This window comes from Niallia sp. HCP3S3_B10, from assembly GCF_052064465.1.
Taxonomy (GTDB): Bacteria; Bacillota; Bacilli; order Bacillales; family Cytobacillaceae; genus Niallia; species Niallia hominis.
In genome coordinates, this window is sequence record NZ_JBQHVO010000090.1 from 1 (window position 1) to 14,647 (window position 14,647).

Consider the following 14,647-nt stretch of genomic DNA (forward strand, 5'->3'; position numbering starts at 1 on the left):
CTCGCTTGGTGGCCTTTTTGTCTAGTTGGAGGACGCGTCCCCCAACTAGACAAAAAGGATATTTATTCTCCCACAAACATTTTACTCATACGAAATTAGAACTTTAGTAAAAAAACAAATCCCGTAAAGTTCGCTTTACGGGAAGACAAGTAACCTTATTTATTTTGAAAGAATTTTAATTGATTCGTTAAGGTATTAAACATATCTTTATCTCCAGTATCTAATGCTTCATCGATTAATTGGAGAAGTTTTTCTTTTTGAAATTTTTCTATGCTACTTACCAAAAATTGTTCAGCAATCATTTTATCTTTTTCGGTTATTTGTAGCTTTTTCGGCATAAATGGATTTTCTACTAGTACAGCTGCGTATTGATGAACTTGATTTGATGCGTAAAAATTCAGCTGAATGTAAATATCTTCATCTCTATTTAGGCGAATATCATGAAAAGACTTTTCTGCATCTGTAGTCATTACATTTTCTTTATAAAACCTAAAAGGTACTTCATCTACACAATGCGTGGACATAATCAGCCCTCTTGGACATTTTTCTGCATTTTCAACAAAATGGACTTTTTCCATCAATTGATCATGACTCATTAAATAATTTAAAATCCAAACACATTCCCGTCTCTTCAATTGATAATGATTTAAAAACCAACGAATGAAGTCTTTTTTTTCATTGACAGATACAGGGGTTTTCATTTGTAATTCCCTCCTCTGCTTGCAACAAATTTTATTATCCAACCTGCTTTACCTGCATCGCTCCTAAGGAAATGACAACTAGAGTGGACCAACAAGCTTTTTGTTTGCCCTTTTCCCATAAATTTGATTTCGCTAAAAGAAAATCCTTTACGAAAGTCACCATGTGAAAAATACTTTTACCCTTTTTCAATTACTTAATTATTCGTTTTCTGTGAGGCGTTGCAAGATTTCAATATACTCTTCATTACTTGGGTCTGTTTGTAATAGCATATTAAAAATTTCGGCAGCATCCCTTCTTTTTCCTTCTTCTAAAAGAAAATATCCATAATCATATAGAAAATCTGGAAGTTCTTTAAAGAAAGTATATGCTAATTGATATTTGTTTAATGCCTCTGAATATTTTTCTATGCCATGAAATGCTTTGGCTGCATCCCAATGCAATTGCGGCTCTTCCATTTCTTGTTTATCCATCAGCTCAATTAACTCGATGACATCCTCAAATCGATCTTGAGTTAAGAATAATTTATTTAATAAAAGCACTGCATCTATAAACTCAGGATCTATTGCAAGTGCTTCTCTAAAATGTTCCTCGGCTTTTTGTTCATCACCACGTTTTAAAGCTAATTTGCCACCATATAAATATAAATCTTTATTAAACGCATCTTGCTTTATTCCTTCTAAAACTGTTTTGTATGCATCGTCAAGCATTTCTTCATGCTCATATGCTCTGGCCAAATACAAATAGAGGGAATGGTAGGATGAATCCAAAGCTTTTACCTCTTCAAAACGATTTATCGCAACCGTATATAGGCTCGCCTGCGAGGCAGTCAAAGCAAGATTAAATAACGTATTTATCTCTATTTTTTCTTCGAGTGCTTTTTCATAATAGCCAATTGCATCCTCAAAGGCTCCCCCCGCACTTAAGTTATCCGCAATCCTTCCGTTGATATTAACTCCAGCAATATTTTCCTGCATTGATAATACCTTTTGATAGGATTTTATCGCATCAGCAATTTTTCCTTGTTCCGAATATAATTCACCTAAGGCAAAGTCAATAATCACTTCATCTGGTAGGATTTTTTTTGCTTCCTTTAATTTCTGTTCACTAACCTCATACAACCCATCCATTTGATATAAGTCTGCAAGCAATAGTAAAGCTTGAGGAAAAGAGGGATCCTTCGGGTTAATTTTCTCTAAATAAGAAATCGCTATTTCCTCATTTCCCAATTCCATTTCCACTTCTGCAACTAGAACAAGTAATTCTCCTTCATCCGGATACCCTTCTAGTAGTACTAAAAATAGATTTTTGGCTTCTTCCAAAAAACCTAGCTGAAATAGTTCTTCGCCTAGCACAAATCTTTCTTCATTATTGCCCATTTTTAAAACATCTTGATAATATTTTAACGCTTTCTCTTGTTGTCCATCTTCTAATAAAGATATAATTTCATTAACTCTTTCCATATGATAATCCTCTCTAATCTCCTTCTATATTGTTAGGAAGGAAGGTACTTTTACTTCAAGTAATTCACCATAGCCTGGACGATAATACACCTTTGCCCCTGCTCGAATACATTTTCCTTTGTGTATAGTCATTTGTATTCTATCATAATGATAAAGAAACAAATCGTTTTCTTCAATATTTATGATTGATTCATCGTAAGCAACTAAATTATACGTTACTTCGCCACCTTGGTACACATTTCCTTTAAATGGATAAATCCCTATTTTGGCTAAATCAGAATAGTCGACTGGCATTCCTTCTTTTATTTCATGAGGAATAGATGGTATTTTAACATCTCTCATTAAACTTGACCATATATTTTGTGCCATTTTCTTTTCTTGTTCATCTTTTGCTAAAAATATCGGTACGAGTGGTGCATTATATGGAAATAAAGCCTCTTTTATCCATCCCCATGGAATTTGATATAAGGCTTTAATATCTTCAATCTCAATAAATAAAACTGGTACTTTTTCTCTTTTACACATTCGTACAAAACTAGGCGATAATAATGATAAAGGAATCTTTACGGCTGCAACATAATCTATTGCACAATTTAGTAATTGACTGTTTATTTTTTTTAATTGCAAAGCCAATTCTCTTTCTCTCTTTACTTCTATATAAAAGAGAAAGGTTGTACATCCCTTATTGATCAAGTTCTCTTCTATATACTTTTTTTGTTGTGTACTAGAGTTCATTTGCTTCACTTGGTTATCAAGCATAACTGTAGTGGGTGTCATTATATATGGAGAGCCATCCATTCGCATATATTGATAAGAGTGGAATTTATCTTTAAGTAATTCAATTCGATTATCCTCAATTAGGATAGATGTCTTCTTCAATCTTTGCCTTTTTAATAAATGTATATTTTCGATGATATATCGCATCCTAAATCACCACCTATTCTTTTAAGACAGGCTATGATTAAACAATAGCAAATATTCCATTTATCCACATTTTTAATAATTTTCTGTTCCAAAAAAAATCGTCGACAAACTTAGCGTGTTCATCGACGACCAATTATTAGTTAGACAATATATGAAGATGTTCGAAGAAAGCTGGATACGACACCGCAATAGCATTCACGTTTTCGAGAATCATTTCTCCTTCACAAATCTGTGAAGCAACTGCAAGCATCATTCCGATGCGATGATCTCCATGAGAATTTACTTTTGCTCCAGTCAGCTTCGTCCCACCTGTGATAATCATTCCATCATCAGTTGCTTGAATATCCGCACCTAATTTCTTTAGCTCCATTACTACAGTATCAATTCTATTAGTTTCCTTAACCTTCAATTCATGGGCATCTTTTATAACCGTAACTCCCTCTGCCTGTGTTGCTAACAATGCAATGATTGGGATTTCATCAATTAATTTCGGGATAATCTCCCCTTCGATAACTGTCCCCTTAAGCTTACTTGACATCACATTTATTGTTCCAGTCGGTTCAAAATCATCAGCAGCATCTATTTGAATATCCATGCTTGCTCCCATGTTTTGCAAAACGTCTATTATTCCTGTTCTTGTAGGATTAAGTCCCACATTTTTTAAAGTAATGCTACTGTTAGAGACAATACAACCAGCTACAAGGAAAAATGCCGCAGATGATATATCTCCTGGAACATGAATTTCTGTACCAAGAAGTTTCTGGCCACCTTCTACTTGAATTTCATTTTCGTGTCTACTAATTTTCCCGCCAAATCGTTGAATCATTCTCTCGGTGTGATCCCTAGTAGGTACTGGCTCAATCACCGTTGTGATTCCATCTGCATTAAGGCCGGCAAATAATATTGCTGATTTTACTTGTGCACTTGCTACAGGCAATCGATAGGTAATACTTTGTAGATTTCCACCACGTACGGATAAAGGAGTATACTTCCCTTCTTCTCTGCCATCAATTTTCGCACCCATTTCCCTTAAAGGGGTAACCACTCTTGTCATTGGTCGTTTGCCTATTGAAGAATCGCCAATTAACGTACTGTGAAAATGTAATCCTGCTAATATTCCCGTTAATAAGCGAATCGTTGTACCCGAATTCCCAACATCCAAAATATCTTTTGGTTCTTGTAATTCACTCATTCCTTTTCCATAGATAACGACCTTTTGGGTATCTTGTTCTATTAATACCCCTAATTTTCGAAAACAAGAGATTGTACTTAAACAATCCTCTCCTAATAGAAAATTTGTTACTGTTGTCATTCCATTTGCAATGGATCCAAACATGATCGAACGATGAGAAATCGATTTATCACCCGGAACTTCAATTTCACCTTTTAACCCATTCCTATTACTTCTTAATGTTAATAACTCCAATACATTCACCTTCGTTCTATCCAATCGTAGTATCATAATTAGAATAAGAAGCGATGCATTTCTGTGCTCTTATTCTATCTGCCTCTGTTTGAAAGCTGATTGCTAGTATTCCAAAAATCTCTTCCCGCGTTTCCATTATTCGAATATTTGTTATACTTATATTTTCTTTTGCTAAATAGCCAGTAATTTCGGAAATTACCCCTGGATAGTCAGGCACATCCACAAATAAATCATAAAAAGCTGGTATGGCACCTTTTTGGTCTTGAGGCAAACCGTCCCTTACTTTTTTTGCTCGTGAAAAATAGTCATATAACTCCTCTGCTCGTTCATGTTCAATCAGTGAAAGCACTTTATCCATTTCTTGTTTCCAGTCATTCATTAACAGAATTAATACGTTTTTATTATGTATTAATATGTCCCGCCACATGGAAGGACTGCTTGACGCAATCCTAGTAATATCTCGGAATCCACCTGCTGCTAACCTTGTAACAAGCTCATGTCTTTCACTAATGTGATCTGCCTGGTGCACTAACGATGCTGCAACTATATGTGGCATATGGCTAATGGCACCTGCCAATAAATCATGCTCCTCTGGAGAAATAATTAGAAACTTTGCATTTGTTCCTTGGAGCCATTTAAGTAACTCTTGAACCACTTGTTCCTTAATTCTTTCGTGAGGAGTTAGTAAATAAAAGGCATTTTCAAATAGAATAACTTTGGAAGCAGATACACCACTTTTATGGGATCCAGCCATCGGATGGCCCCCAATAAAAGTAATACCTTTGTCCAGTAACACTTGCGATTTATTTGTAACAACAGATTTTGTGCTTCCGACATCTGTAATTAGTACATGTTGTTCTAACGCTAATGTCGAAAGCAAATCGATGATTTTTTCTGTTTCTTTTACAGGTGTTGAAATAATAATGAGATCAGCAGTTTGTGCTCCTGCCTCAATCGTTGATGCTATTTCATCAATAACCCCTAGCATTTTGGCTAATTTTAAATTATCTCGGGAAATATCATATCCAAAAATAGTACTTTCTGGATGTTCTTTTTTTATACATAAAGCCAACGATCCACCTATAAGTCCTAAACCTATTATGAAGACGCGACCATTCATCCTATCACCGCCTTCTTTTCCCATCATTATTTCGCGACTTTCTGTTCAGCAAGAAACTCCGTCATGACTTGAATCAATCCTTCGTTCTCTTCTTTCGAACCAATTGTTATACGAACTGAGGTAGGGAAATTCAAAGGAACACCCGAACGAACTATATATCCTTTACTCATTAAATATTGGAACACTTCATTTCCATCGATTTTAAAATCAACTAAGAGAAAATTCGTTTGGGATGGAAAGTATGTTAAATTATTTTCTTCACAAAAACGGTATAATTGCTCTAATCCTTCTCTGTTTTTCCGTCTACAAGTTTCTACAAACTCCTGATCCTTTAATGCTTCTTCAGTCGCAATTTGCCCTAATGTATTAACGTTAAAAGGTTCTCTAATTGGATCTAAAGTGTTTAATAGAGTGGCATTTGCTACTCCATATCCAACACGGAAGCTTGCAAGACCATATATTTTTGAAAATGTTCGTAGCACAATAAGATTGCTGAATTTTCTTGTCAGAGAAATAGAATCATAATAATCATCCGCAACTACATATTCGAAATACGCTTCATCTAATACCACTAAGACATCTTCTGGTACCTTTTCTAAGAAAGAAACTAATTCATTTTCTGGAATATATGTACCAGTTGGATTATTAGGACTACATAACCACACTACACTAGTATTTTCATCTATTTCAGCAAGCATCGCAGGTAAATCATGCTCTGCTTTTTCTGTTAGGGGCACTTCTCTAACCTCTGCACCATCCACAATTGCATTATGCTTATATTGACCAAATGTATGACTAGCCATTACAGTATTTAATCCCGGTCTAAGTAGAGCTCTTGAAATCATTAATATAATTTCATCCGATCCATTACCAAGCACTAACTCTTCTGGTGTTACTTTTAGAAAATCAGCAAGCGCATAGCGTAAGTTTGTAGCATATCCATCTGGATATAAAGCATACGATCCATCTACTTTTTTCAATGCCTCTAAAACTTTCGGAGAGCTTCCAAAAGGGTTTTCGTTGGAGGCAAGTTTTACAATTCGGTCTAAATTAAATTGTTTTTTTACTTCTTCAATCGTTCTACCTGGTTGATAAGCTTTTAAACTTAAAAGCTGCTGTTTCCACTTCATTTTCTTTCACCCCAAAAAATATTTATTGTTTTGTTAAATCTGGTCTTAATTGAATTGCCTTTTCTAAATAAATATGTTGAATCTCATCCTGACAAAGTTCTGTATTCCAATGCATCATAATTCGAATACACTTCTCTAATGAATTGGGAACTGCTATTTCCTTCATACACATTACTGGAACAAATATCCAATCTTCTTGCATACGAATCACTTTTGCAGGAAAAGCTGCATTAATGTCATCCGTTACTGATAAAAATACAGAGGCAACATCGCTCGCTTTAATTTGATTGGAGTTTATCATTTCATTAAAAAGGCTTTCTGTAGCTGATAATATCTCTGCCTCTACATTATTTTCAACCGTAATAGCTCCCCTAACTCCTCTAATCATCTACTTCCCACCTTTAAATATAGCTAATTCTTCTCTAATTTCCGCTTCACCTATTTCTACTAAAACAGGTTTACCTATTTCTTTTAGTAAGACAAAACGGATTGTTCTATTAATCGATTTCTTATCTTGCTTCATTCGATTAATTAAATTGTTTATTTCTAAATCCACTGGAATATCACAGGTATAACCAAGTAATTGGAGCCACTTTATGTATTCCTCCATTGAAAAGGCTATATCATATTTCTTCTTGCTTAACCTTAATGCAAAAATCATTCCGATAACAACAGCTTCCCCATGCGTAAATTTACCATACCCCATCTCCGCTTCAATTGCATGCCCAAGCGTATGACCAAAATTCAAAAAAGCTCGTATATTTGATTCTCTTTCATCTTTCTCTACAATAGATCGTTTAACTAGAATTCCCTTTTCTAGTATTTCAGACCAATAAGCTATGTCTACTTTTGATAAGTTATTTATATTAGTAGTCAAATCTTGATAAAACTGTGAATCACTTATTAATGCATGCTTGATCACTTCACCAAACCCTGAACGTAGCTCCTGAATTGGCAGAGTAGACAAAAAAGTTGTATCATAAAAAACCGCTTCTGGCTGATTAAAAACACCAATCATATTTTTTCCAAGAGGATGATTTATCGCAACTTTTCCACCAACAGCACTATCATGAGCTAAAACAGTTGTAGGTATTTGAATAAAGGGAATACCTCTCATGAAGGATGCAGCTACATAGCCAGCTAAATCCCCAACTGCTCCACCACCTAATGCCAAAACTAGTGATTTTCTATCTAAATGTTGTTCTAGCATATAGGTGAGGCAAGCATAAAAAACATCGAATGATTTTGCCTTTTCCCCTGCAGGTACTGTATATGTTATAACAGGGAGAGTGGAAAGTTCTTTTTCTACTGTTGCTAAATGTAGCTTCTTTACGGATTCATCTGTAATAATCAATATTTTCGTTACGTCTTCAAATTTGCTTTGAATAAACGAATGTAGTTGTTTAATGACATGTTCCCCAATCCACACATCATATTGTTTCGACGAAGTTTGAATTGAAACAGTGGGCATTAGAATTCCCTCGCATGTTTGTTATGCTCTCTAATATTAGCAACAAGTCCTTCGAAACGATCAGAATAAAATTGATCAACGATAGCTGAAGCAAGCTCCCATGCAATAGCATGCTCTGCAACAACTGAAGCTGCTGGCACTGCACAACTATCACTGCGTTCAATACTTGCTGTAAACTCTTCTTTCGTATCAATATCAACACTCTTTAATGGTTTATAAAGTGTCGGAATCGGCTTCATAACCCCTCTAACAACAATTGGCATGCCATTTGTCATTCCACCTTCTAAACCACCTAAACGATTCGTTCTTCTAGAATATCCTGTTTCTTTATCCCAGATAATCTCATCATGGACTTCACTTCCTGGCTTTCTCGCCGCTTCAAAACCAATACCAATCTCGACACCCTTAAATGCATTAATACTCATTATGGCACTAGCAAGCTTCGCATCTAACTTTCTATCGTAATGAACATAGCTGCCGACGCCAATTGGCATACCTTCCACAACTACTTCTACTACGCCTCCAATAGAATCACCACTTGCTTTCGCTTCATCAATCGCCTTCATCATTTCAGCGCCTGCTTGTTCATCTAAACAACGGACAGGGGAATTCTCTGTTATTTCCCTAAGCTTCTCGATTGATGCATAATTCGTAACATTGGATTTCACTCCGCCTATTTCCACAACATGGGAAGCAATTTTAATCCCCAATAAAGAGAGCAGCTTTTTCGCAACTGCACCAGCTGCCACCCGAACGGTCGTTTCACGTGCGGACGAACGCTCTAATACGTTTCTCATATCTCGATGACCATATTTAATAGCACCGTTTAAATCAGCATGGCCTGGTCGTGGACGGCTAATTTTCCGCTTAATTTCATTTGCTTCTGCTTCATCGATTGGCTGTTGACCCATAATTTTAGTCCAATGTTTCCAATCATTATTTTCTACAATTAAAGAAACAGGTGAACCTAACGTATAACCATGTCTAATTCCACCACCGATTTCCACGGTATCTGTTTCTATTTGCATTCTTCTTCCTCGACCATGGCCTTTTTGTCTTCTAGCTAATTCTTCATTTATATCTTCCGCTAATAAAGGCATTCCAGCAGGAAGACCCTCTATAATAGTAATTAGTTTGGGACCATGCGATTCCCCAGATGTTAAGTATCTCATATATAAATCCTTTCTCCCTTCAACGCTTTAAAGTAATTATGTTTCAATATAACATACCTATCCAGTTATGAATAGAGAAAAACCTAAAAATCTTTGCAAAATCATCTAAATCTCTTGTAAATTCAAAGGATGACCATACAGTATTTATTTAAACAATGGCAAAACAACGGGATATTCTTGTCGTTGTTTTGCCATTGCTTATATTTTACGATAGAAGAAAGTATCTGCTGTTTCTAAGCCATACTTTGCGGGTGTAAAAATTTGTTCTGTACTACCGACAAAGAAAATCCCACCAGGTCTTAAGGCTTGAGCGAATTTGTGATAAAGCAAATCTTTTGCATCCTCTGTAAAGTATATTAAAACATTTCGACAAACGATTAAATCGAATGGGCCACCAAATGAATCCGCCAATAAATTCTGTTTTTTAAATGTGACGTTTTTTTTCACTTCGTCCATTATTTTATACATCGAGCCTTGCTGTTCAAAATACTTATTCTTTTGCGCCACTGGCACTTCATTTAATGCTCTCTCTAAATAAACGCCATTTTTTGCACGTTCCAATGCATTAGCATCAATATCTGTTGCAAGGATTTGAAAATCCTTTGCCTTCATTTCATTGGAAAGAAGCATTGATAATGTATATGGCTCTTCCCCTGTCGAGCAAGCAGCACTCCATACCTTCATCTGCGCTTTAGCTTTAAGGAGATCGGGCAATATATTTTTCTCTAAAACCTCCCACCGTTTATAATTACGATAAAATTCAGAAACATTAATTGTCATCCGATCTAATAACTCGTCCAATAAATTCTTATTCGTATGTATTGCTTTAAAATAATCTGCAAAAGAAGTAAAACCCCTTTTTTCATAAAGAGATGTCAACCTTCTTTTCATTTGTGCCTCTTTATATAAAGACAAATCTATTCCTGATAATCTATAGAAATTCTTAATAAAATCTTGAAAATCCTTCTCCATGTAATTTCCTCACAACCATCATAAAATCAACTTCTTTTTTAGTATATACGATTTTCCTCAAAAAGGGCCAAATTTTATTCCGATAATTCATATAATTAATCGAAATGTGGAGGCGCCTGTTTATCGTCGTACAAACTGGAGGGCTCTGACTGAGATAAAGGAAACACGGGGAACGCTAGTGAGCCGATGTTGACTTATCGTAGGGAAGTGACCGGAAGTTTGCTAGACGATAGGCGCTGCAGCTAGACAATCGAAATGTGGAGGGCACCCGGTTTGGGGCGTGTGGGATGGAGCGACCATTCCTGAGATAAAGGAAACACGATGAACGCTAGTGAATCGATGTTGACTTATCGTAGGGAATGGTCGTGAAGCCCATCAGCCCCTGGGTGCCCGGAACTAGACAATCGAAAAGCGGAAGCGCCTGTTTATCGTCGTACAAACTGGAGGGCTCTGACTGAGATAAAGGAAACACGGTGAACGCTACCTGATAATATCGTTTATCCACATATAAATAGCTGTCCTGATGAACAGGACAGCTATTATAACCAAAAGTTAGTAAACCCAATTATCTAATAATTTATGATACTCTACTAATTCTTCCTCATCGAAAAATAGGGATATTTCTCTTTGCGCACTTTCTTTTCCATCAGATCCATGAATTATATTTTTATGTTTTACTACTCCAAAATCGCCACGAATGGTACCTGGCAAAGCTTCTAGAGGGTCTGTTTTCCCCATCATTATTCTCGATTTTGCGATAACTTCCTCTCCTTGCCAAACCATTGCAAATACAGGACCAGAAGTGATAAAATCTACTAATTGTGTAAAAAACGGCTTACCTTTATGTTCTGCATAATGCTGTTCTGCTAAATCTTCCGAAATATGCATAAGCTTTGCTCCAACGAGTTGGAAACCTTTTTCTTCAAACCGGGCTATTATTTTCCCCATTAAATTTCTTTGTACACCATCTGGCTTTACCATTAGAAATGTTCTTTCCATAAGCTCACTCCTACCATATGTATTAGACTAGCAAAAATGGTTATTCATGAAAAGAACTTAACACAAAAATTCGAATTTTGCAAAAGAATCTTTAAACGCTTTCATATGTAATAGGTACTGTTACAATTGCTAAAATTTACGTTTACCCAAATATTTTGCTATATTAGCTAGTGCCGATTTGGCTTTTCCATTCGGCAAATCACGAATAGTTAAGAGGGCCTTATTTAAATACAGGTCACTTACTTGAAGAGAACGATCGATTGCATCTGTATTTTTAATGCTTGTAATAACCTCTGTTAATTCCTGTTTTGACATTGCTTCATGGACAGTGATTATTTTTTTGCGAACCTCTTCATTTTCCATTGCAAATAAAACAGGCAATGTAATATTTCCTTGAAGTAAATCCCCGCCTGCTGGCTTTCCTAATTCTTTTTCTGTCCCAACAAAATCTAGTACATCATCTATGATTTGATAAGACATACCAACATAGTACCCGAATTGATGCAACTTTTGCTGGAATTCTTCTTCAACATCCGAAACAATCGCACCTACTAAAGAACTTGCTGAAATTAATAAAGCCGTTTTTCTTTTTATTCTCCGAAAATAATCTCTAATATTTTGATCAAAACGATATTTGTCTTTTATTTGCTGAATTTCGCCGATACAGACTTCCACAATTGTATTAGCAAGTACTCTGTGGGCATCAGACTTATTAATATCACTCATAATTTCCATTGACCGAGCAAAAATGTAATCCCCTGTATACATCGCTACTTTATTATCCCATTTTGCTTTAATAGTAGGCTGACCTCTTCTTAAATCAGAATCATCTATTACATCATCATGAACTAATGATGCCATATGAATTAATTCCAATGAAACTGCTGCTTTTTTTATTTTATGGATATCATAATTTCCAAATTGCCCTGCAAGCAATACAAATATCGGACGTATTCTTTTTCCACCTGCTTGTAGTAAATGCAAGGAAGACTCACGTAATATAATAGAGTTTGCCTGTACGGTTTCTTCTAATTCTCTCTCAATTTTTTCAATATCCGAATTCAAAAATGAGTACATCATTTTTAATTTCACCAACTACTCACCCAACTTGTATCCATATTTTAAAATAATTATGTATTTCCTTGACATTATTTCTAGTTCTTTTTTCTTATAGTAGCCTTTAATATACTTTCCATTTTTGCTAAAACAGCGGCGAACCTTGTTAAACATTTTCTCCACTTCTATTTAGACTACTCCAGCTATTCCCATATCTAAATAAAATTTTTAAACAGCTAAAAAGCTTTTCTCCCTTACAGGACTTTCATCACTATTGAGATTATTACTTATAACCAAAATGAACTGCAGCAACACCGCCAAAATAAGCTTTATATCCTACTCTCTTTAATCCTGCTTCTTCAAACATCATAGCTAGTTCTTTCATACCTGGGAAATCTCGCGCTGATTCCTGTAGCCATGAATATTCCTTATAGCTTTTAGCAAAAAGTTTACCAAAAATCGGCATAATATATCTAAAATACATATAGTAGCCTTGTCTAAAAATTGGCATTGTTGGTTGCGATGTTTCTAAACAAACAACCATCCCTCCAGGCTTTACTACTCTTCTCATTTCTTTTAAAACAGTTAAGTAGTCTGGAACATTACGCAAACCAAAGCCGATTGTTACAAAATCAAAATGATTGTCTGCAAAGGGTAACTCCATGGCGTTGCCGTGAATTAGCTGTATATTTTTATACTCAGCTGTTTTTTGCTTTCCTATGCTTAGCATATTTTCACTGAAATCAAGACCAATCACTTCCCCGTTAGGGCCAACTTGCTCTGCTAGGCTAATTGTCCAATCAGCTGTTCCGCAGCATACATCCAAACATGCTGAACCTTTAGGCACATTCATTCGCTTCATCGTGTCTTTTCGCCATAATTTATGCTGCTGAAAGCTAATTAACGAATTCATTCTATCATAATTCCCATAAATCTTTTCAAATACATTATGTACCTTTTCTTCTTTAGACTGCTGCTCTTGCATTATTATTTACCCTTCCTCTACGTACAATTGTTGTTTGCTTAGTTTATTCAAAAATCGATAGGCGGTTTCTCTAAATTCTTCTTGCAATGCTGGAAGACTATTTAACAACTCTTCTACACGTAAACTTGCCTCTTTTATATATTTATCCATCATTGCATCTTTATTATTTTTAGTTATTGAATTTAATTTATTTTTATTCTCATACTTAAAAAAAGCATCTACTACCATTGAACTATTCGTTTGATCAAACAACTCTTTTTCTTTGCAAATTCGATGAAGAAACAAAAATTCTTCCACAAAAGCTTTCCATCCATCCATTTGATAGTAGTCGACTAGCTTTTGGATTAATGCTCCTTCAATATCTTTTAGACTTTTTATTAATTGCTCTATTCCCTTTGCGCTATGATGGTAGAAGAATATTTTATTCTCATTAATCACTTTAATGCCTTCTGCTAAAAACTTAAGCATTTTAAAGTCTTCTATTTCAGCTAATATTTTATAGTATTGCCCACTGTATAAATCCCCTGCTAATACCGTTAATTGTCTACTTCGTTCATTTCCCTTATGCATCTTATCATTTGTAACGAGCTCATGGGTATCAAGGGCAATCTGAATAAGTGTAATTGTTGTTGCATAGGTAATAATATCCTGTTTTTTTACATTTGCCTGTAATAAGACTGTTATTGTTAGTAAAAGCTTATGTTCATCCAAAATTGGATTTGGTATATGTTTTTGTAAATAATGATTGGAGGTTTTTTCAACTACTTTGATTTTTACACTCTCTATTAATTCTTGTATAGCCATAATATCACCCTTGTTCCCCATTTATTCCTCTTTCGCTATTATCTATTCATGCCAATCTCTAAAAACTGTCGAAATATTATTCTTTATTATATGTAAAGTTGTTGCTATGACCCGCAGCCTAAATACACTTCGCTTTCCATTGGTCGAGTGCCGAGCCGCTACCATAGGAGTCTACGTGTATTCAGATTTATTAGTTATTGAATTTATTGGTTTTTTCTATTGGAAACACACCAATCTTTTAGAAAACAGCACTAAACAGAACTTTTCCATTTCAATCACATATTTTATTTATTATATCACAAGAGAAAGTAAAGGGGTACAATAGCTACTTTGGAGATTGAGTCAAGTTTTTGTGGGAGTTTTTTTAGCTCCCTTTTTTATAAAGTAAAACCTCTAAGATTGTATCCGCTTTCTAATTGGTTTTGT

General features: G+C 35.2%; 14 protein-coding genes. All 14 read right to left on the reverse strand.

Going from position 1 to position 14,647, the window contains the following annotated elements:
* Positions 1–155 precede the first annotated feature (155 nt).
* Entirely contained in the window at positions 156–701 is a 546-nt protein-coding gene (locus ACTNDN_RS23405; protein WP_031538313.1) for a ReoY family proteolytic degradation factor, read from the reverse strand.
* A gap of 198 nt (positions 702–899) precedes the next feature.
* Positions 900–2,162: a tetratricopeptide repeat protein gene (locus ACTNDN_RS23410; protein ID WP_441132428.1), complete on the reverse strand. Its 1,263-nt coding sequence runs from the start codon at positions 2,160–2,162 to the stop codon at positions 900–902.
* A gap of 24 nt (positions 2,163–2,186) precedes the next feature.
* Positions 2,187–3,086 (reverse strand): hypothetical protein, encoded by a 900-nt coding sequence (locus ACTNDN_RS23415; protein ID WP_441132430.1) that lies wholly within the window; start codon positions 3,084–3,086, stop codon positions 2,187–2,189.
* 136 nt (positions 3,087–3,222) lie between these two features.
* A complete protein-coding gene (gene aroA / locus ACTNDN_RS23420; RefSeq protein ID WP_441132431.1) occupies positions 3,223–4,512 on the reverse strand; it encodes a 3-phosphoshikimate 1-carboxyvinyltransferase in 1,290 nt (429 codons plus the stop codon).
* A gap of 16 nt (positions 4,513–4,528) precedes the next feature.
* Positions 4,529–5,632: a prephenate dehydrogenase gene (locus ACTNDN_RS23425; protein WP_441132433.1), complete on the reverse strand. Its 1,104-nt coding sequence runs from the start codon at positions 5,630–5,632 to the stop codon at positions 4,529–4,531.
* Between the two features lie 26 nt (positions 5,633–5,658).
* Complete coding sequence (hisC, locus tag ACTNDN_RS23430; protein ID WP_031538308.1) at positions 5,659–6,762, reverse strand: histidinol-phosphate transaminase; 1,104 nt, start codon at positions 6,760–6,762, stop codon at positions 5,659–5,661.
* Between the two features lie 22 nt (positions 6,763–6,784).
* On the reverse strand, positions 6,785–7,150 hold the full coding sequence (aroH, locus tag ACTNDN_RS23435; RefSeq protein WP_031538307.1) for a chorismate mutase: 366 nt from the start codon (positions 7,148–7,150) through the stop codon (positions 6,785–6,787).
* Positions 7,151–8,233: a 3-dehydroquinate synthase gene (aroB, locus tag ACTNDN_RS23440; protein ID WP_031538306.1), complete on the reverse strand. Its 1,083-nt coding sequence runs from the start codon at positions 8,231–8,233 to the stop codon at positions 7,151–7,153.
* A complete protein-coding gene (gene aroC, locus ACTNDN_RS23445) occupies positions 8,233–9,405 on the reverse strand; it encodes a chorismate synthase (protein WP_235251454.1) in 1,173 nt (390 codons plus the stop codon). The genes aroB and aroC overlap by 1 nt, the downstream gene beginning before the upstream one ends.
* A 198-nt stretch (positions 9,406–9,603) precedes the next feature.
* Positions 9,604–10,377, reverse strand: a complete 774-nt coding sequence (locus ACTNDN_RS23450; RefSeq protein ID WP_235251453.1) for a CheR family methyltransferase — start codon at positions 10,375–10,377, stop codon at positions 9,604–9,606.
* Positions 10,378–10,929: 552 nt separating this feature from the next.
* Positions 10,930–11,376 (reverse strand): nucleoside-diphosphate kinase, encoded by a 447-nt coding sequence (gene ndk / locus ACTNDN_RS23455; RefSeq protein WP_031538303.1) that lies wholly within the window; start codon positions 11,374–11,376, stop codon positions 10,930–10,932.
* A gap of 129 nt (positions 11,377–11,505) precedes the next feature.
* Positions 11,506–12,468, reverse strand: coding sequence for a heptaprenyl diphosphate synthase component II (gene hepT / locus ACTNDN_RS23460; RefSeq protein WP_349204376.1), 963 nt, complete (start codon positions 12,466–12,468; stop codon positions 11,506–11,508).
* 247 nt (positions 12,469–12,715) lie between these two features.
* Positions 12,716–13,417, reverse strand: a complete 702-nt coding sequence (locus ACTNDN_RS23465; protein WP_031538301.1) for a demethylmenaquinone methyltransferase — start codon at positions 13,415–13,417, stop codon at positions 12,716–12,718.
* Positions 13,418–13,423: 6 nt separating this feature from the next.
* The gene (locus tag ACTNDN_RS23470) at positions 13,424–14,242 is read right to left on the reverse strand and encodes a heptaprenyl diphosphate synthase component 1 (RefSeq protein WP_048717802.1); all 819 of its coding nucleotides are present in this window, start codon (positions 14,240–14,242) and stop codon (positions 13,424–13,426) included.
* Positions 14,243–14,647: the final 405 nt, after the last annotated feature.

Excerpts from the sequence above, each read along its gene's own strand:
- ACTNDN_RS23405 (WP_031538313.1), bottom strand. The coding sequence starts at position 701 with ATGAAAACCCCTGTATCTGTCAATGAAAAAAAAGACTTCATTCGTTGG.
- ACTNDN_RS23410 (WP_441132428.1), bottom strand. The coding sequence starts at position 2,162 with ATGGAAAGAGTTAATGAAATTATATCTTTATTAGAAGATGGACAACAA.
- ACTNDN_RS23415 (WP_441132430.1), bottom strand. The coding sequence starts at position 3,086 with ATGCGATATATCATCGAAAATATACATTTATTAAAAAGGCAAAGATTG.
- ACTNDN_RS23425 (WP_441132433.1), bottom strand. The coding sequence starts at position 5,632 with ATGAATGGTCGCGTCTTCATAATAGGTTTAGGACTTATAGGTGGATCG.
- hisC (WP_031538308.1), bottom strand. The coding sequence starts at position 6,762 with ATGAAGTGGAAACAGCAGCTTTTAAGTTTAAAAGCTTATCAACCAGGT.
- aroH (WP_031538307.1), bottom strand. The coding sequence starts at position 7,150 with ATGATTAGAGGAGTTAGGGGAGCTATTACGGTTGAAAATAATGTAGAG.
- aroB (WP_031538306.1), bottom strand. The coding sequence starts at position 8,233 with ATGCCCACTGTTTCAATTCAAACTTCGTCGAAACAATATGATGTGTGG.
- aroC (WP_235251454.1), bottom strand. The coding sequence starts at position 9,405 with ATGAGATACTTAACATCTGGGGAATCGCATGGTCCCAAACTAATTACT.
- ACTNDN_RS23450 (WP_235251453.1), bottom strand. The coding sequence starts at position 10,377 with ATGGAGAAGGATTTTCAAGATTTTATTAAGAATTTCTATAGATTATCA.
- ndk (WP_031538303.1), bottom strand. The coding sequence starts at position 11,376 with ATGGAAAGAACATTTCTAATGGTAAAGCCAGATGGTGTACAAAGAAAT.
- ACTNDN_RS23465 (WP_031538301.1), bottom strand. The coding sequence starts at position 13,417 with ATGCAAGAGCAGCAGTCTAAAGAAGAAAAGGTACATAATGTATTTGAA.
- ACTNDN_RS23470 (WP_048717802.1), bottom strand. The coding sequence starts at position 14,242 with ATGGGGAACAAGGGTGATATTATGGCTATACAAGAATTAATAGAGAGT.